This is a genomic window from Leptotrichia sp. oral taxon 417 (genome assembly GCF_013394865.1).
Classification (GTDB): Bacteria; Fusobacteriota; Fusobacteriia; order Fusobacteriales; family Leptotrichiaceae; genus Leptotrichia; species Leptotrichia wadei_A.
This window is the reverse complement of record NZ_JABXYV010000001.1, coordinates 1,151,498-1,176,171: the sequence shown is the minus strand read 5'-3', so window position 1 is coordinate 1,176,171 and position 24,674 is coordinate 1,151,498. Positions and strand designations below refer to the sequence as shown.

Annotated in this window: 23 protein-coding genes and 1 CRISPR repeat array; of the genes, 1 reads left to right on the top strand and 22 read right to left on the bottom strand. The window is 31.0% G+C overall.

Translation table 11 applies throughout. The features are described from left to right. Positions 1-31: 31 nt before the first annotated feature. The 11 genes from recJ to serA all read right to left on the bottom strand — a co-directional run bounded on the left by recJ (position 32) and on the right by serA (position 12,040). Positions 32-1,723, bottom strand: a complete 1,692-nt coding sequence (gene recJ, locus HW276_RS05575; protein ID WP_178937726.1) for a single-stranded-DNA-specific exonuclease RecJ — start codon at positions 1,721-1,723, stop codon at positions 32-34. Positions 1,724-1,927: 204 nt separating this feature from the next. Further along, positions 1,928-2,296, bottom strand: a complete 369-nt coding sequence (rbfA, locus tag HW276_RS05570; RefSeq protein ID WP_147003538.1) for a 30S ribosome-binding factor RbfA — start codon at positions 2,294-2,296, stop codon at positions 1,928-1,930. A gap of 20 nt (positions 2,297-2,316) precedes the next feature. Next, positions 2,317-5,382, bottom strand: coding sequence for a translation initiation factor IF-2 (gene infB / locus HW276_RS05565; protein ID WP_178937725.1), 3,066 nt, complete (start codon positions 5,380-5,382; stop codon positions 2,317-2,319). Beyond that, positions 5,379-5,654: a hypothetical protein gene (locus tag HW276_RS11775; RefSeq protein WP_255460347.1), complete on the bottom strand. Its 276-nt coding sequence runs from the start codon at positions 5,652-5,654 to the stop codon at positions 5,379-5,381. The genes infB and HW276_RS11775 overlap by 4 nt, the downstream gene beginning before the upstream one ends. Before the next feature lie 17 nt (positions 5,655-5,671). Continuing rightward, on the bottom strand, positions 5,672-5,965 hold the full coding sequence (locus tag HW276_RS11770; protein WP_255460346.1) for a YlxR family protein: 294 nt from the start codon (positions 5,963-5,965) through the stop codon (positions 5,672-5,674). 144 nt (positions 5,966-6,109) lie between these two features. Next, the gene (gene nusA, locus HW276_RS05555) at positions 6,110-7,309 is read right to left on the bottom strand and encodes a transcription termination factor NusA (protein ID WP_178937724.1); all 1,200 of its coding nucleotides are present in this window, start codon (positions 7,307-7,309) and stop codon (positions 6,110-6,112) included. Continuing rightward, a complete protein-coding gene (gene rimP / locus HW276_RS05550) occupies positions 7,309-7,797 on the bottom strand; it encodes a ribosome maturation factor RimP (RefSeq protein WP_178937723.1) in 489 nt (162 codons plus the stop codon). The genes nusA and rimP overlap by 1 nt, the downstream gene beginning before the upstream one ends. 147 nt (positions 7,798-7,944) lie before the next feature. After that, positions 7,945-8,135: direct repeats of the CRISPR family, unit length 32 nt; unit sequence AATCCTTGTTTTAATGGATAACTTACTTTAAC. A 420-nt stretch (positions 8,136-8,555) separates the two neighbouring features. Beyond that, positions 8,556-8,720: a hypothetical protein gene (locus HW276_RS05545; protein WP_178937722.1), complete on the bottom strand. Its 165-nt coding sequence runs from the start codon at positions 8,718-8,720 to the stop codon at positions 8,556-8,558. A 100-nt stretch (positions 8,721-8,820) separates the two neighbouring features. After that, a complete protein-coding gene (thrB, locus tag HW276_RS05540; protein ID WP_178937721.1) occupies positions 8,821-9,714 on the bottom strand; it encodes a homoserine kinase in 894 nt (297 codons plus the stop codon). A 31-nt stretch (positions 9,715-9,745) separates the two neighbouring features. Beyond that, positions 9,746-10,420 (bottom strand): hypothetical protein, encoded by a 675-nt coding sequence (locus tag HW276_RS05535; RefSeq protein ID WP_178937720.1) that lies wholly within the window; start codon positions 10,418-10,420, stop codon positions 9,746-9,748. Positions 10,421-10,447: 27 nt separating this feature from the next. After that, the gene (serA, locus tag HW276_RS05530) at positions 10,448-12,040 is read right to left on the bottom strand and encodes a phosphoglycerate dehydrogenase (RefSeq protein WP_178937719.1); all 1,593 of its coding nucleotides are present in this window, start codon (positions 12,038-12,040) and stop codon (positions 10,448-10,450) included. Between the two features lie 404 nt (positions 12,041-12,444). Here serA and ytvI point away from each other — a divergent pair, with 404 nt between their 5' ends. Next, positions 12,445-13,599, top strand: coding sequence for a sporulation integral membrane protein YtvI (gene ytvI, locus HW276_RS05525; RefSeq protein WP_178937718.1), 1,155 nt, complete (start codon positions 12,445-12,447; stop codon positions 13,597-13,599). A gap of 133 nt (positions 13,600-13,732) precedes the next feature. On the opposite strand, the gene HW276_RS05520 is transcribed toward ytvI, so the two are convergent. The 11 genes from HW276_RS05520 to rpmA all read right to left on the bottom strand — a co-directional run bounded on the left by HW276_RS05520 (position 13,733) and on the right by rpmA (position 24,616). Beyond that, on the bottom strand, positions 13,733-14,500 hold the full coding sequence (locus tag HW276_RS05520; protein WP_178937717.1) for an OmpA family protein: 768 nt from the start codon (positions 14,498-14,500) through the stop codon (positions 13,733-13,735). Positions 14,501-14,532: 32 nt separating this feature from the next. Beyond that, entirely contained in the window at positions 14,533-15,276 is a 744-nt protein-coding gene (locus tag HW276_RS05515) for a basic amino acid ABC transporter substrate-binding protein (protein ID WP_178937716.1), read from the bottom strand. Between the two features lie 26 nt (positions 15,277-15,302). Beyond that, positions 15,303-16,058 (bottom strand): basic amino acid ABC transporter substrate-binding protein, encoded by a 756-nt coding sequence (locus HW276_RS05510; protein ID WP_178937715.1) that lies wholly within the window; start codon positions 16,056-16,058, stop codon positions 15,303-15,305. A 39-nt stretch (positions 16,059-16,097) separates the two neighbouring features. Continuing rightward, a complete protein-coding gene (locus HW276_RS05505) occupies positions 16,098-16,826 on the bottom strand; it encodes an amino acid ABC transporter ATP-binding protein (protein ID WP_178938528.1) in 729 nt (242 codons plus the stop codon). A gap of 58 nt (positions 16,827-16,884) precedes the next feature. After that, positions 16,885-17,622: an amino acid ABC transporter permease gene (locus tag HW276_RS05500; RefSeq protein WP_147003527.1), complete on the bottom strand. Its 738-nt coding sequence runs from the start codon at positions 17,620-17,622 to the stop codon at positions 16,885-16,887. Between the two features lie 274 nt (positions 17,623-17,896). Continuing rightward, positions 17,897-18,220, bottom strand: a complete 324-nt coding sequence (locus HW276_RS05495; protein WP_178937714.1) for an AzlD domain-containing protein — start codon at positions 18,218-18,220, stop codon at positions 17,897-17,899. Beyond that, positions 18,213-18,926, bottom strand: coding sequence for an AzlC family ABC transporter permease (locus HW276_RS05490; protein ID WP_178937713.1), 714 nt, complete (start codon positions 18,924-18,926; stop codon positions 18,213-18,215). Before HW276_RS05490 ends, HW276_RS05495 begins: the two co-directional genes overlap by 8 nt. A gap of 327 nt (positions 18,927-19,253) precedes the next feature. Continuing rightward, positions 19,254-19,592 (bottom strand): P-II family nitrogen regulator, encoded by a 339-nt coding sequence (locus HW276_RS05485; RefSeq protein WP_147003524.1) that lies wholly within the window; start codon positions 19,590-19,592, stop codon positions 19,254-19,256. 16 nt (positions 19,593-19,608) lie between these two features. After that, complete coding sequence (locus tag HW276_RS05480; RefSeq protein ID WP_178937712.1) at positions 19,609-20,844, bottom strand: ammonium transporter; 1,236 nt, start codon at positions 20,842-20,844, stop codon at positions 19,609-19,611. Positions 20,845-20,965: 121 nt separating this feature from the next. Next, a complete protein-coding gene (gene polA / locus HW276_RS05475; protein ID WP_178937711.1) occupies positions 20,966-24,115 on the bottom strand; it encodes a DNA polymerase I in 3,150 nt (1,049 codons plus the stop codon). Between the two features lie 207 nt (positions 24,116-24,322). Continuing rightward, a complete protein-coding gene (rpmA, locus tag HW276_RS05470) occupies positions 24,323-24,616 on the bottom strand; it encodes a 50S ribosomal protein L27 (protein ID WP_147003521.1) in 294 nt (97 codons plus the stop codon). Positions 24,617-24,674: the final 58 nt, after the last annotated feature.

Here is a 24,674-nt window from a genome sequence, read left to right as displayed (position 1 = left end):
TGTTATATATAATTTATATTAATTAATTTAATTATTTAAAATCCTTTATTTTCAACTCGATAAACAAATCTGAATGAACAGACTTAAATATCGGAGTATAAACTATTTTAAACTTTTTCTTATAAAAATTATTTGTTTTTAATTTATGTCCTAAATTGTATCCAATTACCGATATAATACGGTTATTTTTTTTAACAAATCCCTTAAAATGCCTATTATTTATCCCAAACTTTGTCAAATTCAAAAAACTCACATCAGCATCCATAAAGTTAGGCTCTTGATTATCCAGCCCAAACGGTGAAAGCCTGTTTATATCATGAAGTCTTCTCTTATTCAAATTTTCAATATTCAGCCAAGCATCAATATAAAGCACTTTTTGAACATTCTCTCTATTTTTTCTGGCAAGCTTATTTCGCAAATGCCTTTCTATTTCACCCAAATATTTTTCAGATACAAGAAACCCTGCCGCCAAATCATGCCCTCCAAACCGCTCCAGCTTATCTGAAACACTTTTTAAAATATCAAAAATATTAATTCCTTCAATGCTTCTGCAAGATGCCTTTCCATATCCATTTTTTATTGAAACCAGAATTACTGGAATATTATATTTTATGGAAATTCTTGAACATACAACACCAATTACTCCAGAATGCCATTTTCTACTTTTCATAAAAATATACTTTGGGCGTTCCAGACGCTGTATTTTTTCCTCCAGTTCGTTATAAATCTCATTTTCCAAATAACGCCTGATTTTATTCGCACGCTTCATTTCTTCAATTATTGAGAAAAGTTTAAAATCATCCTCTTGAATAAAGAAATTTACAACAATTTTTGAATTATCAATTCTCCCAAGCGCATTAAAAATTGGTGCTACAAAAAATCCAATATCGCTAGTCGTTATATTTTTCGGATTTATCTTTAAATAGTTAATAATATACTTCAAACCTTTTATTTTCGTTTTTTTTAGATTATTTAACCCTTTTTTTATGATAAATCTATTTTCATCAGTCATCGGCACAACATCTGCAACTGTCCCAATCATTATAATATCCAGATAATCATACAATATCTTTTTATTCGCACCATAAGCTTCATAAACCGCATCTGCAAGTTTAAATGCTACTCCAGAGCCGGATAAAAATTTATTTGGATAATTTTTACTGCTTTTTGGATTTATCGTAAGAACTCCAAGATTTTTTTCCTCATTTTCAGAAATGCCTGTTTTTCTGTGATGATCCGTTATAATTATATCAATTCCTCTATCTTTCAGAAGCATCATTTCCTCAAGATTATTTATAGATGTATCAACCGTTATAAACAATTTCGCATCCCATTTTTTCAAAAATGACAGAACATGCTTATTTATCCCAGTTCCCTTATGAACCCGATTCGGAATGTAATAATCCACATTCAGCCCCAGTCTTCTTAGCATTATTACCAAATATGCCACCCCAGAAATTCCATCAACGTCATAGTCCCCGTAAATTATAATTTTCTCTTTATTTTTACCCGCTTTTTGGATTCTCTTAACGGCATTTTCCATATCTTCAAACAAAAATGGGTTATGAATGTCCTTTTTATCTGAATTTAAAAATTTCTGCACTTTTTCCTTCGTGTTAATTCCCCGATTTAAAAGAAGTCTTGAAATTAATTTGCTCTCACCAAATTCAGAACTTTTTGATACCAAATAATTTTTATCATAGCTTTTTAATTCCCATTTCATTACAAGATTAATCGCTTCCTTTTTTTGTATAGTCAAACACCTTAAAATCAGAATTTTTCATATTCAACAATGAATTCTATACAAGTTCAGAATTTAATAAAACAAATAATCCCGTTGTATAGATAAAAAAACTTATGCTATTGAACATATCTATTCAATTACTTTTTAGAAATCCTGATTTTAAAGCCATTTTGCATCTTCGTTCTATTCAGTATCACTATTTTCTTTTTTTATTTCACTTAATATTGAAGCTATCTTCACACCATATTCAACACTGTCATCCAAATGAATTCTCACTTCTGGAACAAATCTGACTGTTAATTGCGACCCAATTTTTTTTCTAAAAAATCCCTTTAACTTGTTCAAATCTTCAGCGATTTTTTCTTTATTCACATTATCATTCAAATCAAGTATTGAAAATGTCAAATCAAGATATCTTCCATCCTTTGTAAGCTCTACCTTGTGAATTGTAACAAGATTTCTTATTTTTTCATTTTTTATTTCTGTCAAAAGCGTCATTCCAACAATTCTTGAAATTTCTTTTTCCAGTCCTTTTTTTCTTCTATCATTCATAAAATTATCACCTATTTTCGTTATCTTGGGATTTCTTCCATAATGTATGATTCAATAATATCCCCAGCCTTAATATCATTAAAGTCCTGGATACCAATTCCACATTCTTGTCCCATTACAACTTCTTTTACATCATCTTTAAACCGTTTCAGCGAACCTAATTCCCCGTCAAAAATAATAATTCCATCACGAATTACACGGATTTTAGAGTCTTTTGTAACTTTTCCGTCAACAACAGCGGCTCCAGCGACATTTCCAACATTTGATACCTTAAATACTTGCTTAACTTCAATTCTTCCAAAGTAAACTTCCTTAAACTCAGGATCAAGCATTCCCTTCATCGCTTTTTCAATTTCTTCAGTTGCATGGTAAATTACGTTGTAGTTTCTAATTTCTACTCCAGTCTTTTCAGCAATAATTCTAGCAGGCGTTGTTGGACGTACGTTAAATGCTATTATAATTGCATTTGATGCTTCTGCAAGTTTTACGTCCCCTTCAGTTACCGCTCCAGCACTTCCTTGAATTACATTAACAACAACTTTTTCCGTATTAAGTTTTTCAAGCGATTCCCTCAATGCTTCAACAGACCCTTTAGAATCGGCTCTTATAATACATTTCAATTCTTTTAATTCTTGTTCTTCCAATTCCTGTGACAAACTTTCCAGTGAAATATGTTTTTTCTTGTTTTGTTCATTTACTTTTCTTTCTCTAATAAAGTCTTCTACAATTTTCTTAGCCTGTTTATCGCTTTCTACACCATACAGAATATCTCCTGCATTTGGCACAACATTAAATCCTGTAATTTCCACAGGTTGCGAAATAATTGCCTTATTTATCTTTTTACCTCTGTCATCAAGCATAGAACGAACTCTACCATGAGATTCCCCAGCTACAAACACATCTCCAATTTTAAGCGTTCCTTCCTGTACGAGCACATCGGCAACTGCCCCCATTTTAGGATCCAGTCTTGATTCTACAACAACCGCTTTAGGACGTTTATTAGGATTAGCCTTCAATTCTTCAAGTTCTGCAGTAATCAATATTGTTTCAAGAAGTTCTTCCAAATTAATTTTTTTCTTTGCAGAAATTTCAACAAATTCTGTATTTCCACCCCAGTCAGGCGCCATCAATCCATATTCAGTCAATTCCGTTCTAACTTTCATCGGATCAGCCCCAGGCTTATCAATTTTATTAATTGCAACAATTATTGGAACTCCAGCTTCCTTAGCATGCGAAATAGCTTCTACAGTTTGAGGTTTTACTCCATCATCAGCCGCCACAATCAAAATAGAAATATCCGTAATATTAGCTCCACGAGCCCTCATTTCAGTAAACGCCTCATGCCCTGGAGTATCAATAAACGTAATTCTTTGTCCCTTCCAGTTTACTTGGTAGGCACCAATTTTTTGTGTAATTCCTCCAGCTTCATCACCAATTACATTTGTATGTCTAAGCGCATCAAGTAACGAAGTCTTACCATGGTCAACGTGCCCCATAATTGTAATAACAGGTGCTCTTGTAATAAGCTCATCTTCCTTATCTTCCTGTTCAAGATGGTATTTTTCACCATAACTGACTTCTTCGACTTCTTCCTTTTCCACGATTACTTCATAGTCAAGCGCCACTTCTTCAGCCTCTTCAAAAGACAAAATTGCATTTGCCGTAAGCAATTTCCCTTCCATAAAGAACTTTTTAATTATGTCAGAAACATTAATTCCCAGTTTTTCAGCCAGATCTTTAATAACAATTTCATCTCCAATTGTTATCATTCCTATGCTCTCTCCTTCAATTCTGATAATTTCATCCTTGACAACTTTTTCATGTTTTTTATTTTTCTTTTTCTTTTTGTCATCCTTTCTAAAATCAGAACGAAGTTCTTTTTCATGCTGTTCCCTGTCTCTTCTATTCTTTTCGTATTTTTTCTTTTCAAATTTTCCTTTTCCTTTTCCACCAGCTTTTCCCTTTTCAGTAACTGTTGCCGCTGGAATTTCAGTCTGCACATCTTTTCTTCCGCCAGAAAAGTTATTTCTATTATCTTTTCTGAAGTCATCTCTATCTCTATTAAATCCGCCTCTATCGGAAAATCCTCTGTTATCCTGTCTATCTCTAAAGTTTCTTGTCCCGTTTTCCCTATTGTCACGGTTATCTCTATTTTGGAAACCTCTGTTATCTCGATTATCTCTCGACTGGTTATTTCCGTCCCTATTAAAATTTCTATTATCTTTTCTAAAGTTATTTTCTCTTCCTTCTCGCTTAAATCCATCTTTATTTCGATTGTCTCTATTTTGGAAGTTTCTTGTCCCGTTTTCTCTATTGTCACGGTTATCCCTATTATCACGTTTTTGGAAACTTCTGTTATCTCGATTATCTCTCGACTGATTATTTCCATCCTTATTAAAACTTTTGTTATCTTTTCTAAAGTTATTTTCTCTTCCTTCTCGCTTAAATCCATCTTTATTTCGATTATCTCTATTTTGGAAGTTTCTCGTTCCGTTTTCCCTATTGTCACGGTTATCTCTATTTTGATAATTTTGCTTATCTTTATTTATTTCATTTTGCTTATTATTCTGATTACTCAAATTAACTTTCATCTCCATTTTCTTTTTATTTTCGTTTTTATCTAATCTATTTGATTTTTCAAATTTTTGATTTTTATTATTATCTAAATTTTTTATGTTATTCAGATTACCTTTATTAATGCCATCTGATTTTTTTTCTGCATTTAGCTTAATATCTTTTTCCAATGGTTGTTTAAATTTTTCGTAATTTTCATTAATATTTTTATTTTCATTATTAATTTTACTATGTTCAGCATTACTGTTTTTTTGACTATCTGGATGGTCATTTTCTTTTTTTGCAGCAAATTTTGCTGCTTTTTCTTCATTTCTATTCAGATTTTCAGTTTTACTGCCATCACTTTGACTTTGATTCTGAACATCCTTCTGAAGTTTTTTCCTTATCAAGTCAACTTCTTCGCCACTTAGCACATTCATGTGATGTTTTTTATCAATTCCAAATTTTCGGATTTCCTCCATAAACTTAGATGCCGTAAAACCATTTTCCTTTGCTAATTCATGCACTTTCATCCGTTCATCACCTCCACTTTGCTCAATATTCCCTTTATTACCTTTTTATTAAAAATACCGACAACATTGACATCTCTTGAAAAAAGCCTTATCAATTCCTCTTTTTTTTCAACAAATATAATCTCAAAATTAAAATTTTCCTTCAATTTTTCAAATTCTTCAATATATTTCGCCTTTATATCCCAAGGAATTATCAAAAGTTTCACTTTTCCCTTTTTCACTCCATCAATCGTTTCATCAATCCCAAAAACAAAATATTCAGAATTTTTCATCGGCTTTAAAATATCAATTATATTTTTTTTTCACATTTTATTTGCTCCAGCATTTTTACAAGCTGCTCAATTTCAATGTTATATTTCCTATTTTTTGAAAGCCTTTCAACACATTCATTAGTTTTACAAACATAAAACCCTCTTGCCTGCACTTTCATTTCCCTGTCAAAAATGTATTTTCCATTCTGCTCAGAAATTCTAAAAAATTCAGATTTTTCACCCTTCCTTCTGCAGCAGACACACATTCTTTCAGGCTTGCTTTTTTCTTTATTTTCTAATTTTTTTTCATCAACTGTATCCAAACTTTCCAATTACCTCCTTGTTCGATACAATTTTAACCACTTGTAAAAGTCATTAACGAAATTTTTAATCTTTTTATTTTCAATTTTCTAACAAAAAAACTTAATTTCCTAATCATAGCATTTCACTTTTACAGCCGTCTAATTGTCCCATTTCTATTCCTTATCTTCGCCAAGTCCTGCAAATGCACTTTCTTCAACTTCAAATGAGTCGCTATTCTTTTCAGCATTTTCCCTTTCATCTAAAGTATCTTGAAATGCACTTCCTTCTTCAAGTTCATCTTCATCACTTTCAGCCACTTCATCTGATTTTGTATGAATGTCAATCTTTACACCGCACAATCTTGCCGCAAGTCTTGAATTTTGTCCTTTTTTACCAATCGCAAGCGACAACTGATTTTCAGCAACTACTACTTTTGCAACTTTCAGATTATCTTCGCCTTCCTCAACAACTTCTACAGACAAAACTTGCGCTGGATTTAAAGCATTTTTTACAAATTCCTTAACATCTTCATTCCAAAGCACAATATCAATCTTTTCCCCTTGCAGTTCATCAATAATAGTTTGAATTCTCATACCATTTCGTCCAATGCAGGCACCCTTTACATCCAAATTCTTATCATCTGAATAAACTGCCACTTTAGAACGGCTTCCAGCTTCTCTTGCAATATTCTTAATCTCAATTATACCTTCATAAATTTCAGGCACTTCAAGTTCCAATAGCCCACGCAGCAATTCTTCAGATTTTCTAGAAACAAAAGTTTTTGTAAACTTAGTTGCCTCCTCAACTTCTCCAATAAATATCTTAATTCTGTCCCCTTGCACAAATTTATCCGTTGGCGACAATTCCTTTTGCGGCACAATCGCTTCAAGTCCATTTATATCAACGTATAAATTCCCCTTTTCATCTGTCTTTCTAACATTTGCAGACACAATTGAATTTTCAATTTCCTTAAACTTATTAAAAATATTTCTTTTTTCACACTCTCTAACCTTTTGCACAACAATCTGCTTTGCATTCTGAATCGCATTTCTCTTAAAACTTTCCGCATTAATTTCAAAATCCAGAATATCTCCCAGCTTAGCACGTTTTTTCACAGAAATTGCATCTTCCAGACTAATTTCCTCTTCAGGATTTTCTACATTTTCCACAATCAGTCTTTGTGAATAAACCTTCACATCTCCGCTATTTCTATTTATAGTTACTTTTACATTATCCTTTTCACCATAATTTTTCTTATAAGCCGCAAGCAATGCAGTTTCTATTGTTTCCAGCAATTCTTCCTTTAAAATTCCCTTTTCCTTTTCAAGTTCATCAAGTGCTTCCAAAAATATTTTTTGATCTCGCCCTTTCATCATTCCTCCTCACTATTTAATATGCCATTTGGTAATTCATATATTAAATTTGCCTTTTTTAATTTAGAAAGTGGTATTTCCACTATTTTCCCCAATTTATCATCCAAAAGAAAAACCGTATCATTCTCAAATTTTTCCAATTTTCCTATAAATTTCTTCGCCCCTTCAATATTGTTCTTAGCCTGGACGTTAATTCTCTCTCCCGAAAATCTCACAAAATCCTTAGGCTTTCTCAATCTACGCTCAACCCCAGGTGTAGAAACCTCCAGAAAAAACTTCTCCTCAATCAAGTCATCCGCAATCCCATCAATCTCACGGCTAAAATCAATACAATCATCAAGCGTTGTAGTCCCATCCATTTTCTCCACATACACTCTCAAATAATTATATCCCCCATCCCTCACATATTCCAAATCTGCCAACTCCAGATTCATTTCCTTTAAATGCGATTCGATTTTCTTCTCAAACTCATTTAAAATCTGTTCCATAAAATTACACCTCATATCTAAAACTAAAGAGTGGGCTAACCCACTCTCTACCTAAAATTATTTTCTATAATTATAATAACATATTTTTACTTTTTTTTCAACCCCCTATTTTATTTCCTAACAAAAAAAACAACCTTATAAAAAAGTTGTTGTTTTTTAATCCTTGTTTTAATGGATAACTTACTTTAACTTATTAGATAAATAAAATACACTTATGTTATATATTAGGTTTCAATCCTTGTTTTAATGGATAACTTACTTTAACTTATCTAAATTATTTTTTAAAGGAGGTTAGTGTTATGTTTCAATCCTTGTTTTAATGGATAACTTACTTTAACCCGTACTTTTGAGAAAATCCTTTATTTATCAGTATTACAGAGATTTTTTCAGACATTAAAATCGTATTTTTTGGCTTAATTTTTATCATTTTTTGCTGTTTTTGTTGCATTTTCCGTAACTCCTAACGTGCATATTTATTGGCTTTGAATAGGTTTTTCCCTGCTTTTTTAATTTTTAGTAGTGGTAGGAATTTTTACTACAAACTTATTGTACCACATTTTTTTGATTTTTCAAAATTTTTTTAAAAAATTATTATCAAAATTTATTCTCCTAAATAAAAAGATACTAACACTAGACTTATACTAAAAAACAGAATTTACATTTTATTTATTGACAAGGGGTCTTGACCCCTTGCTAGAAAATTTATAAAAATAACTTTTGTAATTTAGTATTTTTCTTCAAATTTACTTTCAATAATTTTACTTCATAGATGAAAATATTTTATTCAAGGCTTCTTCAGCCTTTTTTAAAAGATTGCTTTTCGGAAATTCTTTTACTGTATAAGTACATCTTTCAGCCAAGCCTTTTTGTGCCATTCCTTTATTTATTTTTGCTAATTCACCTTTTTTTACAATTATAGCCATGATAATCTCTCCTCGAATTAATTTATACTATTTTCTAATAACAAAGAAAAATTAACAGCTCAGGATATTTATTTTATTAAATTCTAAGTTTGTATAGTTTCTAATAAACCTCCGCACCCTTTAAATTTATCTTCTTCTTCTCGATAGTCCAATTATCTGATAATTCTGCAAGTTCCTTTTTCATATTTTCTAAAAATTCATCATTATCGTAATTTAATGAAATTAAAGTTGGACCTGCACCGCTTATATATTCTCCCAACGCACCATGTTTTTTAGATGCTTCAAAGATTTTTTCTGAATTGTTTATTAATGCAAATCTGTAAGGCTGGTGGATTTTGTCACCTAAAAGAAAACGTAAGTTGTCGTATTCTCCTTTGTTAAAAGCATTTACAAGTAATCCTAGTTTTGAGATGTTGTTTATTGCATCAGAAACTAGGTACATTTTTGGCAAGACACTTCTTGCTTTTTCTGTAGATAATTTAAAATTTGGAATCATTACATAAAAGCATAAATCATCAGAACTTATTAGCGAACTGTAAACAAGGTTTTCCTTGTCGTGAGCAGTAAGTACCATTCCTCCGAAAATTGCAGGCACTACATTGTCAGGATGCCCTTCCATTTCCACAGCAAGTTTTGCTACTTCGTTAATATCCAGCACATCTCCCGCAAATTTATTTGCAATCAAAATTCCAGCAACGATAGCCGATGAACTGCTTCCAAGTCCACGTGAAATTGGAATATCATTTCTCACAATATTTACTTTATAGCTTGGAATATTTTTTACTAAATATTTTTCTGTATATTTTATCGCTTCAAAAATTAAATTGTCCTCAATCGGAATTGAAAATGGCTTTCCATTTTCCAAAAATTCAATTTTATTGCTTTCTTCTACTTCGAGTTCCAAAAAATAATCCAATGCAACTCCTAAACAATCATAACCTACACCAATATTGGCCGATGTCCCCGGCACTTTTACCTTAAATTTTAAACCCATCTTTATTCCTTTCTTTTTATCATCATAATTTCTATAAGAATAGCCTTGCAGCAAGGCTCAATCTAAAAATACAACAAAATATTAATAATAAATACATAACTTTATAATTTTTATTATCTTTCATAAAATACAACACAGCTAATGAAATAATTACAAAATCAATAAATGTAGGTAAAAATATTATATTTACAAAAATAAATAATAAACCTATCCAATAATTTATTCCTAATAATGAAAATCCTGTATGAAATATATCTTCAAATAAACAGAAATATAAAACTATTATACAAATATAATACTTGTATGCCTTGCTCTTTTTTCTTATAAATATATATAGCAGACCAAATAGTATAAAAAACAGAAGTTCTCCGTTTAAATATCTTGCATTTAGTATAACTTTTGAAAAATATTCAATGTCGAATAATTTTATTCCCATTAATAATGTCTGTCTATTCAAATAAAATAAAGTGATGCTTTGGAAAATAAAAATTTCAAAATCAAAAACAAATTTATTTCCAAATTTATCATTTTCTTTTTTTACAAAAGAATTTAAAATAGAAAATATTAAACCTGCATTTGTTATAAAAAATAAATTATTTTTAGACAACACTATTGATACTGTCAAAAAAATTATTTTCAAATAATTTAAAAAATCTACCTTCTTTATTAATTTTTTCAATTCCTTCAAATACTTACTTACATCCATTTGTTAATTATCAACTTTCAAAAAATACTATATTGTCAAATCCAAGTAATGAGCCCATTTTATTTGACTCAATTCTCGTAGTGCCTTCAATGCTCTTCTTCCAACCTCACTATCTACTGTTAAAAGCATAATTGCGCTATTTTCACGTCTACCAACGTTCATTGTAGCAATATTTATATTTTCTTTTCCTAAAGTTGCTCCTACAGCTCCGATAACTCCTGGGACATCTTCATTCCCTAAATAAATCATATTGTCAGAAATTGCCATATCCACATCATGATTTTTTATACTTACAATTCTTTCTTCATTATTCATTCCGATTGTTCCAACAACGTAGATTTTTTTACCTTCTTCATTTGTTATTACAAATTCTATTGCTGAAGAATAATTTTTATATTTATGATCTTTTTTATTTATTGAAATATTAATTCCTCTTTTTTCAGCCAATGGCTTTGAATTAATGTAGTTTACTTCTTCCTTTAGTACAGGCTCTAAAATTCCTTTAATTGCAGTTGAATCTACAAGAGCTGTTTCTTGTTCTGCAATTTCTCCATAATAATTAACGGAAACATTTGTAATTGGAGTTTTTTCAATTTGGAAATAAATTTTTCCTAATTTTTCAGCTAGATTTATATATGGTTTTACAATTAAAAATTCTTCTCTTCCAATTGCAGGCAAATTCACAGCTGTTTCAACTATTTCTCCACGAAGTCCATTCAATACCTGCTTTACAACCTGAGTTCCAACATTTCGCTGTGCTTCATAAGTTGTTGCTCCAATGTGTGGAGTTGTAACCACATTGTCAAATTCATATAAAACACATTCTGAACGTGGTTCAACAGAATGTACATCATATCCAAAACTTGCGATTTTTCCATTTCTTAATCCTTCTGCCACAGCTTCTTCGTTAAAAAGTCCTCCACGTGCTGCATTTACAAGTCTTACCCCATCCTTTAACTTGTGAATATTTTCAGCGTTTATCATATCCAAAGTTTCCTTAGTTTTAGGAGTATGGATAGTTATCACATCCGCCTTTTCCATTAACTCATCAAGCGTTTTAGCCTTTTCACAGCCGTATCTCTTAAATCTTTCATCTGAAATATACGGATCATAGGCAACAAGTTTCATTCCAAATGCCTTCATTCTTGTAGCAACCAATCCACCAATTCTTCCAAGTCCGATAATTCCCAATGTTTTTTCAAACAATTCATTCCCAACAAAAATTTCTCTTTCCCATTTTCCACTTTTAATAAAATTATTTGCCGCAACAATATTTCTCGCAGAAGCAATCATAAGCCCAATCGCAATTTCACAAGCTGAAACCGTGTTACTGTCTGGAGTATTCGCCACAATTACACCGTGTGCAGTCGCTTCTGGAATATTTATATTATCTGTCCCGTTTCCAGCACGCCCTACTATTTTCAAATTTTTAGCCTTATCCAGCAATTCCTTGTCTACTTTTATAACGCTTCTCACAATCAAAGCATCATATTCATGAATTATTTTTAAAATTTCTTCCCGTGAAATTCCCACTTTCACATCAACTTTTACATCTCTAGCCTTTTGCAGCCCAGCAACCGCTTCATCATCAATATATTCACCAACTAAAACTTTATACATTATTTCCTCCTCATAATTCTGTAATCTATATCTAATATATTATCATAAATTAAGCCACAATTCAATATATATGCCAATTCTTTATAAATCTTCCTAAAGTCTGAATAGCAGTTCTCAAATTTATATACCATAAATGTAAAAATTAAAAAATTATGGATTTACAATTTATCATATTTATTATATAATATACCCAAATTATTTTTATATTGAACTATTTAAAACTAATACTAAAATTTCATTTTAAAATAAGCAAAAATCTTACTTTTTATAAAATATAATTATAATCTGAAATTAATTATTGAAAAATCTTGTTTTTTTTATAAATCAAATATATTATAGTTTTAAGTTCTGTTTTAAATTAATTTTTTATGCTTTATATTAAAATAAAAAAGGAGAATTACAATATGGCAAGTTACAAAAATTTTGACTTTAAAAAACTGTATTTTCTCGTGTATATTGCCTTAATTTTAATAGTCGTATTTTTAGCATTTAAATTGGGGATATTTTTATTTCCATTTACAATAGCGCTATTTTTTTCAATATTAGCACGGCCATTTACACGATTTTTACAAAATAAGCTGAAACTTTCAAAAAAACTTTCAACGATAATTTCAATTGTATCATTTTTACTAATATTTTTTGGAATTATCGGCTGGGGATCACTAAAACTAATAAGTGAAATTTATAAATTATCTCAAAATCTTAACAGCTACAGTGAAATGATGCAAAAACTTTGGACTGACGGCATGGGAAAAGTTTATGCCTATTTGGGAAATTTCCCATCAGGCTTTACAAAGCAAGTAAATGATACGATAAATGCTTTTATTTCCACAGGTTCTGCAAAGCTCGGAACTTTTATAAAAGGTTTAATCAATTTTATTACATCAATCCCAACTGTTATTTTATATATCTGTATTACAATTTTAGCAACTTTCTTTATTAGCCTTGACAAAGATGAAATTGTAGTTTTTTTAGAGCATCAGTTTCCAAAATCTTGGCTAGATAAAGTTTTCAATATAAAAACAGATATGTTTACAGTTCTTGGTTCCTATATCAAGGCGCAAATTATTCTGATGACAATTTGTTTCTTTGAACTTCTAATATGCCTAAATTTATTGTCATTTTTAGGATTAAATGTGCCTTATCCCCTACTAATGTCCATAATTATCTGTTTAATTGACGCATTACCAATTTTAGGAGCAGGAACAGTCCTAATTCCTTGGGCAGTGATTTCCTTTGCATTATCAGACATAAAGTTAGGAGTTGCCCTAATAATAATTTATTTATTTGTTCTATCAGTAAGACAAATGATGGAACCAAAATTAGTAAGTCAAAATCTAGGAGTTCATCCTTTAATTACCTTGATTTCAATGTATTCAGGATTTAAAATTTTTGGAGTAATTGGATTTTTAATTGGGCCTGTAGTGATGATTATTTTAAAAAATGTATTTTCAAAAGAATTGGAAGTTGGATTTTTTAGGGACATTTTTGGAGATACTGCTGATAATAAAAGTTCTAATAATAAAAAATTAAAGAAGCAAGATAAGTTCAAGCAATAGATGTGTTCAATAATTTAAGTTTTTTTATTTCTGCAAGGAGTCCAAGATTCCTTGTTTCAAGATATTTATTTTTTCAAATTTTAAGTCTATATGATTATCAATGGGTCTAATATAAAAAAAAGAAGGACAGTTGTTACACTTGTCCTTTTTTTACAAACCTAAATTCAACTCGGCGATTTTTTCCTCTTCCTTCACCTGTATCATTATTTTCAGCTGGATTATTTTCTCCACGTCCTATTATTCCAACTACTCTATCCTTTGAAAGTCCCAATTCTATTAATTTTGAACTAACAACTTCAGCCCTTCTACGTGAAAGCCGTTTATTATATGAAGCCATTCCGCTCGTGTCAGTATATCCAATAATTGACACAAGAAAATCATTTTTTTCAATATAATCCTTTACATCACGTAATATTGGATAAGCCTCCTTTTTCAGATCAATGCTATTTTTATGAAAACTTAATTCATCTGAACTTAAAGATATAATTTCTGAACTCGACATTTTCACTCTTTCTGGATTGCTTATTGGCTCCTTTTGAATTTCAAAAGTTTCTGGCTGAACAGCATTTTGTGAAACCGTTGATAGTTCTTCAGGTTTCTGTTGCATATTTTCAGAATTTTGAGATGACGAAGAATCCTTGGAAATCTGTGTTCCTGTCCTATTCTGATTCAATTCAACTGTTATTAAGTCAGGATTATCTTTAGATGAAACCGCTCCTGGCACTGTTTTTTCAGGATTTGGCGTATCTAATGTAGGAATATCCTTCACATCGTGCTGTATATCCGCCACATTTGGTCTAATTATATCCTTTCGCATTTCAGAAGTAGTTATTTTTTCAGAGGCTAGAGGTACAGTCATTGCCACCATTGAAGAAACTGCAACTAATGTTGGTTTTTTCATAATTATTCCTCCTCCTTTTTCAATCAAATACCTTATTTTTGACTATTTTCCAAACCATATTTCTTAATTAATTCATCATATTTTCCATTTTCTCTCATTTTTTTCAATTCAGCATTAATTTGTTTTATCAATTCTGGATTTTTTCCTTTATCAATAGCCATTGCCATTCCAATTGAAGCAGGTTTTTCATCAAAAATTTCCATTTCAGGATTTTTCTTCATATATTCAGTAGCAACTGCCTTTTCCAAAATAATTGCATCAATTTTTCCTGCCTTTAAATCTAAAATTATATTTACAGTACTTTCATTCGGTACAACTGTAGCCCCTTTAATAGTTCTGGCTTCAATTTCTTGAATTGTCCCCAATTGCACTCCAATTTTTTTACCGCTCAAACTATTTGGAGTAACTGATTTGTCGCCTTTTCTTCTCAAATAAGTTTCTTTAGAAATAAAATAATCATCTGTAAAATCAACCGATTTTTTTCTTTGTTCAGTCGAACTCATTCCAGAAACAATAATATCAATTTTTCCTGCCTTTAATGACGGAATAAGCCCATCAAACGACTGATCTATAATTTCAATTTTATATCCAAGATTTTTCCCAATTTCATTAATCATATCGACATCAAATCCTGTTATTTTACCATTTTCAACATATTCAAACGGAGCAAAGACTGCATTTAATCCAACTCTTAATTTTTTTTCTCCATTATCTTTTTTTCCACATGACATAACTCCAAAAATTAACAATGTCAACACTAAAAATATTTTTTTCATATTTTTTCCTCACTTTCTTTAATTTTTTAATTTTTTCCTGTTTCCAAACCATATTTTTTAACTAATTCATCATATTTCCCGTTTTCCTTTAACTTTTTCAAGTCTTCATTTATTTTCTTTATAATTTCTGTATTTTTTCCCTTATTAAAAGCAATCGCCATACCATAAGGCAATTTTTCTTCATAAAAAACTTCTATATCAGGATTTTTTTTAATAAATTCCTTTGCAACAATATTTTCCAGAATTACTGCATCAGTTTTCCCATTTTTCAAATCCAATATCAAATTAACAGTTGCATCATTTGTCACAACATTTGCATTTTTTATTTTTCTAGCTTCCAGCTCTTGAATTGTTCCTAACTGAACTCCAATTTTTTTACCAGCCAGACTTTCCTTTGAAGTGAGTTGGTTATTTCCCTTCTTTTTAAGAAACATTTGTGTTGACTTGTAATATTCATCTGTAAAATCAACTGATTTTTTACGTTCTTCAGTTGCACTCATTCCAGAGATAATCGCATCTAATTTCCCAGCCTTTAATGACGGAATAAGAGCATCAAACGGCTGAACCTTCATTTCAATTTCATATCCCAAATCCTTCCCGATTTGTTTTATCAAATCAATATCAAATCCAACAAGCTCTCCCTTTTCAATATACCCAAACGGAGGAAATACTCCATCTGTTCCTACCACAAGTTTTTTTGCTCCTTTATCAGCACTATTCTTATTTCCACAAGATAAAATTCCAAAAATTATCATTGTAACTATTATTAATATTTTTTTCATATTGTATTACCTTTCTATTATTTATTAAGCCGTTTCTAATTAATGATTTAACACTTTGTCTAAAAATTCCTTTGCCCTTTCAGTTTTCGGATTTTCAAATAATTCAGAAGGTTTTGCATCCTCCAAAATATATCCTCCATCCATAAAAAACACTCTATTAGCCACATTTTTTGCAAATCCCATTTCATGTGTCACCACTATCATTGTCATTCCTGCATGTGCAAGTTCCTTCATAACTTCCAGAACTTCCCCTATCATTTCAGGATCAAGTGCCGAAGTTGGCTCATCAAACAAAATTATCTTTGGATTCATAGCCAAGGCCCTAGCTATAGCCACCCTTTGTTTTTGCCCTCCAGACAATTTATTTGGATAAACATCCCTTTTATCAGCAAGCCCAACTTTCTCAAGCAATTCCATTGCCAATTTCTCAGCCTCCGGCTTTGATACTTTTCTCAATTTAATTGGACCTAAAGTAATATTTTCCAATACTGTTTTATGTGGATACAAGTTGAAATGCTGAAATACCATTCCGACTTCTTCACGAATTTTATTTATATCCGCTCCACGCTCCAAAATATTTTTTCCATTTATTCTAATTTCTCCAGAAGTTGGCTCTTCAAGCCTATTTATACAACGTAAGAAAGTTGACTTCCCGCTTCCAGACGGCCCGATAACAGAAATTACTTCTCCTTCTTTTACTACCGTGCTAATTCCTTTTAGAACTTCCAAATTTCCATATTTTTTCTTTAAATCCTTTATTCTAATCATTTCCTTATCTTTTTCCCCGCCACTAATTCCTTCCGGCTCTCTGCACTTTTTATTAAAACTAATCATTTTCCTTTAACTTCATCTCCAATCGTTTCCCAATAAACGAGAATAATTTTACGCTTACATAATAAACTACACCTGTAAATAATATAGGTTTTATACTATAATAGGCAGCCTGCAAACTTTTACTGTTCATTGTAACATCCATAACGCTAATATAACCTACAATAGAAGTTTCCTTAAATAAATTTATAAATTCATTTACAAGAGCAGGTAAAATATTTTTTACAGCTTGAGGCATTATAATTTCATTCATTGCCATTCTATAAGGCATTCCTGTAGCTCTCGCAGCCTCCATCTGACCTTTGTCAATACTTTCAATTCCTGAACGGATTGTTTCCTCAACATAAGCTGCACTATTAAGTCCAAGAGCAATTGCAGCTACCCAATAATTATTAAAAATCACTATTACAAAGGAAAGTGTCAATAATTGCAACATCATTGGAGTTCCACGCATTATATCGACATATTCATCAATAACTGCATCTTTTATCATATTAAAAACTTCATTTCCAGTTTTCTGAAATTTTAAAAATGCTAAAAACATTCCAAATAATATTCCAATAGCCGCACCCACAACTGTAAGTCCAAGAGTAGTCACAAAATAACTGCTTGCATAAATTTCCCATTCGTGAGGCTGCATATCATGCGGAAATACAAGAAGCACTGTAATCACAACTACTGCCACAAAAAACGATGTTTTTATTATTTTTCTAGTTTTTTCTAAATCTTCCATATTCTTTATGAACTTTAATTTTTGTTCATATCCTCCTTATATTTAAATTATTATAGTATTATTATACCTAATATTTATTCCTTTTTCAATAAAAAATTTAAAAAAATTATTTTGTATATTATCCTGATTTTTTTAAGAAAATAATATTCCCGTTATCCAAAGCATTATTTTTTATTTTTTTATATTTTTTATAAATATGTTTAATAAAATTATTACAATGGCATTTACACAATTATAAACATCTGAGAAATCACTAATCTCCCAAATGAATTTTTTACAAATAAATCTTCACCAAATCAAATAAAAATATCATAACAAGCGACATCGAAACAATAATTCCAAGTCCAAATTTTTTCAGTGACAAAAAAGCAACGACACCCATTCCAATCAATATTTTTACAATGTCATAAGGAACTGTACCGCCCGAAGTAAAAATATCTGGAAAAACCATAAGTGCTAGTACTGAATATGGCAATGCTTCAAAAAATTTATTCATTATTGGATTTTTCGGAATCTTCACAAACAGTGGCAGCAATCTTAAAGCTACCGTTACCAACGCTGAAATGACAATTACTTTAAAAACTTCTAAATTATTCATTTTCTTTTATCTCATCCTTTCTATGTCTTATCGCATAAATTAAACTTGAACCTATCATAATTAAAATCATCGCCCATCCGCTGCTTACCTTATTTAAAATTGGCAAATACATAAATGCTAGTTTTGCGGCAATTACATAAATTACGACTTCAAAGAATTTTGGCAATTTTTGCAGCGACATTACAAGCAAACTAAAATATATCGAATATAAAATAAAACTTAGGCTTGCACGGAAAACTTCAGGTATCATATTTCCAAAAAGTGAACCTAGAACAGAACTTCCAGCATAGCATAAATACGGAATTGTATTTAGTCCAATAATATACCAAGGTGAATTTTCTTCCTTTATAATCGCATAAGTTATCGTTTCATCAGTAAGTCCAACTCCAACCAGTATTTTTTCAAATAATTTAGTTCCATTTTTTAATTGCCTGAAAATCAATAAATTTAAAAGCAAATATCTCAAATTTATCATAAGTACTGAAATTATAACTTCAATTGCTGTAGAATGTTGCACATAAACCATTTTCAAAAGCATTGCTTCCGAGCCGCCAGCATAAATTCCAAATGACATAGCTGCCGTGACAATCGTATACATTCCGTTATTTTTAGCAATCAGCCCAACTGTCAGACCAAACGGAATATATGCAATTCCCATTCCAATTCCAGCTTTTAGTCCTTTTAGATATTTTTCTGTATTAATCATTTTTCTCTATCTTCTTTCCGTTCTATTTTATTCTATTCTATTATTTATTATTTTTTTAATTTTTATTGTACTCAAACTTATTTAAAAATAAAATGTTAAAAATTATATAAATTTAGATTTTGGATAAAATAGTCATAGTTTTTGAGTTCAACTTTAAACTTTAAAGTGGTTTTTCTATAAATTAAATAAATTTTATTATTTGAAAATTATATCACAATTTTTTCATTAATTGAACTTTATTTAAATTTATTTAAGTTTTTTAATTAAAAAAATAAAAAAAGAAGTTAGTTCATATTCAAGCTAACTCCTTTAATTTTTTTATTTATATTACAATGCGTCTTTTCCTCTCTCTCTCGTTCTAATTCTAATCACATCATCTATTGGCAAAATAAATATTTTTCCATCTCCAACTTCTCCAGTGTAAACGGCATCTATTATAATATCAACTAATTTTTCAACATTAGCATCTTGAGTAATTATTTCGATTTTTAATTTAGCAAGCAATGTCGGTGTAATCTTTTGCCCACGAAAACTTTCTGTGTAACCTTTTTGATTTCCGTGTCCTAAAACTTGGCTTACTGTCATTCCTCTGACTTTGGCTTTTGTCAATGCATCTTTTAAATCTTCTAACTTATCAGAACGAATTATAACTTCTATTTTTTTCATAATTTTTCTCCTTAAATTAAGAATCTAGTCCCATAAATGTTGGGTAAGCAGTTTCTTTATGTTCACTGTCATCCATTCCCACAGCTTCTTCTCTATCTGTAGCTCTAAGTGGTAAAAATATTCCGATAACTTTTATTATCACAAATGTAAAAGCTCCTGCCCAAATAGCTGTTATCAGTATGGCAGCAATTGTTGCACCAAATAAATGAGTTCCGCCGTATAAAAGTCCAAAATTTCCCTTTTCTGGTGTTAAACTTGGCGTTGTAAAAATCGCTGTCGCAATTCCTCCAAAAATTCCACCAACACCGTGACAGCCGAAAGCATCTAATGCATCATCATACTGCAATTTATGTTTTAAACTTGAAATTGCAAAATAGCAAATTGGACTGACTAGCAATCCCATTAAAATTGCTGAGCCGTAGGAAACATAACCTGCACCTGGCGTAATTGCCACAAGTCCTGCAACTAAACCAGTTGAAGTTCCAACTAATGTAGGAGTTCCGTTACTTAACTTTTCAATAATTACCCAAGAGCATGTTGCCGCAGCAAGTGATAGCATTGTCGTAATAAAAGCGTGAATCGCTGTACTATTTGCTTCAAGAGCTGAACCTGCATTAAATCCTAGCCATCCGAATGCCAAAATTCCTGTTCCAAGCAGTACAAAAGGCACATTATGCGGACGATACTCGGTTCTTGTAAATTCTCTTCTTTTTCCAATAATTGTCGCTAAAACAAGTCCAGACACTCCTGATGAAATATGAACGACATCTCCCCCAGCAAAATCTAATGCTCCCATTTTTGCAAGAAGTCCTCCACCCCAGACCATGTGAGCCAAAGGATAATAAACAAATATTAGCCAAATTGGAGCAAAAACTAAAAACGGCGCAAACTTTATTCTCCCAGTCACGGCACCTGTTGCAATACTTACTGTAATTATTGAAAACATCATTTGAAATAATGCAAAAACTGCATCTGGAATTTTATATCCTTTTGTACTTGCTGTTTCACTGACTCCACGGAATAAAACATTTCCAAAATTTCCTATAAATTTTCCATTTCCAGAAAATGCTAGGGAATAACCTACTAAAAACCACATCACAACTGCAATAGCAATTGGAATAATAACCATCATCATCGTATTAATGACATTTTTTCTTCGACCCAGACCTCCGTAAAAGAATGCCAGTCCCGGCGTCATAAAAAGCACTAATGCTGATGAAAATAAAATAAAAACTACACTTGCTGTATCCATACTGATACCTCCTATATTTTAATTTTTCGACATCCTGTGTCCTTTAATAACCTATTCTAGCAATTTTTTAAAAATTAGTCAAATATATTGTATATATACATTTCATATATAAAACTTATTTTTATTTTAATGATCCCCAATTTTTAGCTAAACTGCCATTAGCCTTCAACGGAACTTTCTTAAACTTGACTGTATTTTCCATAATTTTTTCAATTTTTTCCATATATTCCTTAGCAACTTCATCACGTACTTCAAAAATCAGTTCATCATGAACTTGGAGCAGCATTTTAATATTTCCATCATTTTTAAACTCTTCAAAAAGTTCAATCATAACTTTCTTTATAATATTTGCAGCTGTTCCCTGAACAACTGTATTTACTGCCATTCTCACAGCCTGTGCCTGAATATTTTTATTTTTCGCATTAATTCCGCTAATATATCTTCTCGTTCCATAAAAAGTTTCCACAAATCCATGAAGCTTAGCCGTTTCTGTCACAATTTCCAAAAATTTTCTAACTCTTGGATACTCCTCAAAATATGTCCTGATATATTGTGAAGCCTCCTGAACCGTAATTCCCAGTTCCTTAGACAGTCCAAACGGAGTTTTCCCATAAAGAATACTAAAGTTAATTACTTTTGCGATGCTTCTTTCATTTCTTGAAATTTCATCTTCTTCTGTTTTAAAAAATATTTTTCTAGCCGTCAAGCTATGTAAATCCTGATCATCCTGATAAGCCTGCACCAAATGCTTATCCTTCGACAATTCAGCCAAAACTCTCAGTTCAATTTGAGAATAGTCAAATGAAATCAAGCTATGCCCTTCCTTTGCGACAAAACCTGTACGAATCCTGATTCCATCATCTGTTCTCACAGGAATATTCTGTAAATTTGGATTTGCCGAAGAAAGCCGCCCAGTTGACGTTCCATTCTGGTTAAAAGTCGTATGAATTCTGTCCTCTTTATCCGCCAGTTTTGGAATTGGCTCAATATAAGTAGACAACAATTTCTTATAAGCCCTGTATTCCAGCAATTTTTTCCCAATTATCCGCTTATCTTCTGCCAATTCCCCGTTGTTAGCAATCATTTCCAGAACTTCCACATTTGTCGAATATCCAGTTTTTGTCTTTTTCCCCGATGGAATCTGCAATTTTTCAAACAAAACTTCCCCCAGCTGCTGTGGCGAATCAATATTAAATTCTTCACCAGCAAGTTTATAAATCTCATTTTGAAGCATATTTATCTTTTCTTCCAGCTCATTTTGAAATTCTCCAAAATACTTTTTATCAATCTTTATCCCAGTTTCCTCCATCTGTGCCAATACTGGTATTAACCGACTTTCCAATTTATCAAAAATATTCAGAAATTGCTCATTCTGCAATCTATTTTTTAAAATTGTCTCCAATTTATAAATAAAAAATGTTCTCTTTGACAAAAATTCACAAATCACATCATCTGAAACATCGCTAAAATTCTTTTTTCTTCTCTCTTTCTTAAATTTTTCCTCAAAAGTAGCAATCTCCACTCCAAATTCATCTAGAATTATTTCCTCAATTTCCTGCAAACTTTCCGTTCCCAGAACATATCTTGCAAGCAAAATATCAAAATATTCAGTACATTTTATTCCAAACCTGTTATTATTTATCACATAAGTTTTTCCGCCAACAGAATAGCCAAAATACTCACTTTCTCCACTTTTCATATATTCTTTCACATTATAGGCGATAATTTCTTTTTCACTCAATAATTTATAAATATTTTCAACATTTTTTTTATTATTTTTCTTCTCATCAGCATTATTACTTAAAGCAAATAAATTAATTTGTGCTCCAGATTCTACATTTTCTTGATCCCCATTTTGCAAAATATCCTGAAGTTCACTATCTAAAAGCACAATATTTGTCTTTTCATCACAAATGGAGATTCCAAGCATATTTTCAAAAATCGCCACTTTTTTATCCATTTTTTCAATCACAGAATAAGCCTCATTCCAGCTCACAACTTTTCCGTAATTTCTCTCAAAATAAACCTTTTCCTCTTTAACTTTTTTAGTTTTTTCACTTTTTTGACTTTCCATCACGTTTTCTTCAGCTTTTTTCTTCTGGTCTTCATATTCTGCAATCAATTTCCCTTTTAATTTTTGAATCTCATCCATTTTTTTATCCATTTCTGAATTATGTTCATATTCAACCTGCTCATAAAAATGTGAAATTCCATCAAAAATTGGATTTTCCCTATCATACTCCAATTCCTGCCTTTTAATTTCTTCATTTTCCTTTTCCTGCTCTAGTCTCTCTTTTTCCAGTTTCTCTTCATTTAATTTTTTATTTTTTTCTAAAATTTCCTTCTCTTCCTCTGTAAGCCCCTCTTGACCTTCACTTTGCAATTTTTCCCTTTCTTCCTGTATCGCTTTAGAAAATCTCTTAAAATCCAGCTCTTCGTACAATTTTAAAAGACTATCAAAATCCTTTTCCTCAAATTTCAATTTATTCTTGTCATATTCAACATCAAGCCCTCTTTTCACAGTTGCAAGTTCCCGGCTCATAAAGGCATTTTCCCTATCAGTCAGCAATTTTTCCTTCTGTTTTCCCTTGATCTCATCAATATTTTCATAAATTCCTTCCAAATTGCCATAAGCTGTAATAAGTTTCACTCCATTTTTAGGTCCAATTCCAGCAACTCCTGGAATCCCATCCGACTTATCTCCCATAAGTCCAAACAAGTCAGGAATCTTATCAGGTGTAACTCCCAAATATTCAACCACATCTTCATCAGTCCTTATATGCTTAAACGCAGAATTTTTATCCCCTTTTCCAAGCAAGGCAATATTAATTTTTCCATCCACAAGCTGTGCCAAGTCCTTATCCCCAGTTATTATAAAAACCTCAATTTGCTCATCAGCATCATTAGAAAATTTGGTAGCAAATGTAGCAATCACATCATCCGCTTCCTGTCCAGCCTTCTTGTATTTTGGAATCCTATACCCATCCAAAACCTTCATAATAGTATCAATCTGCATAACAAGCTCTTCTGGCATACTTTCCCTATGCGCCTTATAAGTTTCCAGTTCTTCAGTTCTCTCCAGCTCATCCCTTTTCACATCCAGGCAAGCCACCAGATAATCTGGCCTAAACTCCCTAATTACACTTTCCAGAGTATTAATAAACCCAAATGTAGCTCCAGTAGACATTCCGCTGCTATTTCTCATCCCCATCAGTGCAAAATGGCTTCTATACATAATCGCACTCGTATCCAATATAACTGCTCTCTTCAACTTAACTGTCCTCTTTTCTTTTTTTATTTTTGTTTTCACTAATCTAAAATATCTTGTAATTATAAATATTATCAACATCTAATCTTTATAACTTCTACAATTATTTATATTTAATTTTACACCAAAAGAAAATAGATATGATATGATAAAAAAATACCATCCTATTTCTAAGACAGTATTTTACAAAATATATTATTTTTTATTTTATTATGCTTCTGCTCTTTCAGGATAAATACTTACTCTCTTTTTACCATTTCCAAATTTTTCAAATTTTACATATCCATCAGTTAATGCGAATAAAGTATAATCTTTCCCTAATTTTGCATTAGTCCCAGCATAAAATTTACTTCCTCTTTGTCTTACAATGATGTTTCCAGCTTTTACAGCTTCCCCATCATATTTTTTTACTCCTAAATATTTAGGATTAGAATCTCTACCATTTCTAGTTGATCCTTGTCCTTTTTTTGAGGCAAATAACTGTAAGTTTAATTTTAATAACATTTTCCAACCTCCTTGATTTTTTCTTTATGTTTTTAATTCATAGTTTTTTTCAAACTTT

Coding starts and splice junctions, on each gene's coding strand:
- HW276_RS05505 (WP_178938528.1), bottom strand. CDS start 16,826: ATGATTAGAATAAAGGATTTAAAGAAAAAATATGGAAATTTGGAAGTT.
- HW276_RS05485 (WP_147003524.1), bottom strand. CDS start 19,592: ATGAAAAAAATAGAAGTTATAATTCGTTCTGATAAGTTAGAAGATTTA.
- infB (WP_178937725.1), bottom strand. CDS start 5,382: ATGAAAGTGCATGAATTAGCAAAGGAAAATGGTTTTACGGCATCTAAG.
- HW276_RS05480 (WP_178937712.1), bottom strand. CDS start 20,844: ATGGATACAGCAAGTGTAGTTTTTATTTTATTTTCATCAGCATTAGTG.
- rpmA (WP_147003521.1), bottom strand. CDS start 24,616: ATGTTATTAAAATTAAACTTACAGTTATTTGCCTCAAAAAAAGGACAA.
- ytvI (WP_178937718.1), top strand. CDS start 12,445: ATGGCAAGTTACAAAAATTTTGACTTTAAAAAACTGTATTTTCTCGTG.
- HW276_RS05515 (WP_178937716.1), bottom strand. CDS start 15,276: ATGAAAAAAATATTTTTAGTGTTGACATTGTTAATTTTTGGAGTTATG.
- recJ (WP_178937726.1), bottom strand. CDS start 1,723: ATGAAATGGGAATTAAAAAGCTATGATAAAAATTATTTGGTATCAAAA.
- HW276_RS05500 (WP_147003527.1), bottom strand. CDS start 17,622: ATGGAAGATTTAGAAAAAACTAGAAAAATAATAAAAACATCGTTTTTT.
- rimP (WP_178937723.1), bottom strand. CDS start 7,797: ATGGAACAGATTTTAAATGAGTTTGAGAAGAAAATCGAATCGCATTTA.
- HW276_RS05495 (WP_178937714.1), bottom strand. CDS start 18,220: ATGAATAATTTAGAAGTTTTTAAAGTAATTGTCATTTCAGCGTTGGTA.
- serA (WP_178937719.1), bottom strand. CDS start 12,040: ATGTATAAAGTTTTAGTTGGTGAATATATTGATGATGAAGCGGTTGCT.
- HW276_RS05545 (WP_178937722.1), bottom strand. CDS start 8,720: ATGGCTATAATTGTAAAAAAAGGTGAATTAGCAAAAATAAATAAAGGA.
- HW276_RS05520 (WP_178937717.1), bottom strand. CDS start 14,500: ATGAAAAAACCAACATTAGTTGCAGTTTCTTCAATGGTGGCAATGACT.
- rbfA (WP_147003538.1), bottom strand. CDS start 2,296: ATGAATGATAGAAGAAAAAAAGGACTGGAAAAAGAAATTTCAAGAATT.
- thrB (WP_178937721.1), bottom strand. CDS start 9,714: ATGGGTTTAAAATTTAAGGTAAAAGTGCCGGGGACATCGGCCAATATT.
- HW276_RS11775 (WP_255460347.1), bottom strand. CDS start 5,654: ATGAAAAATTCTGAATATTTTGTTTTTGGGATTGATGAAACGATTGAT.
- nusA (WP_178937724.1), bottom strand. CDS start 7,309: ATGAAAGGGCGAGATCAAAAAATATTTTTGGAAGCACTTGATGAACTT.
- HW276_RS05535 (WP_178937720.1), bottom strand. CDS start 10,420: ATGGATGTAAGTAAGTATTTGAAGGAATTGAAAAAATTAATAAAGAAG.
- HW276_RS05510 (WP_178937715.1), bottom strand. CDS start 16,058: ATGAAAAAAATATTAATAATAGTTACAATGATAATTTTTGGAATTTTA.
- HW276_RS05490 (WP_178937713.1), bottom strand. CDS start 18,926: ATGATTAATACAGAAAAATATCTAAAAGGACTAAAAGCTGGAATTGGA.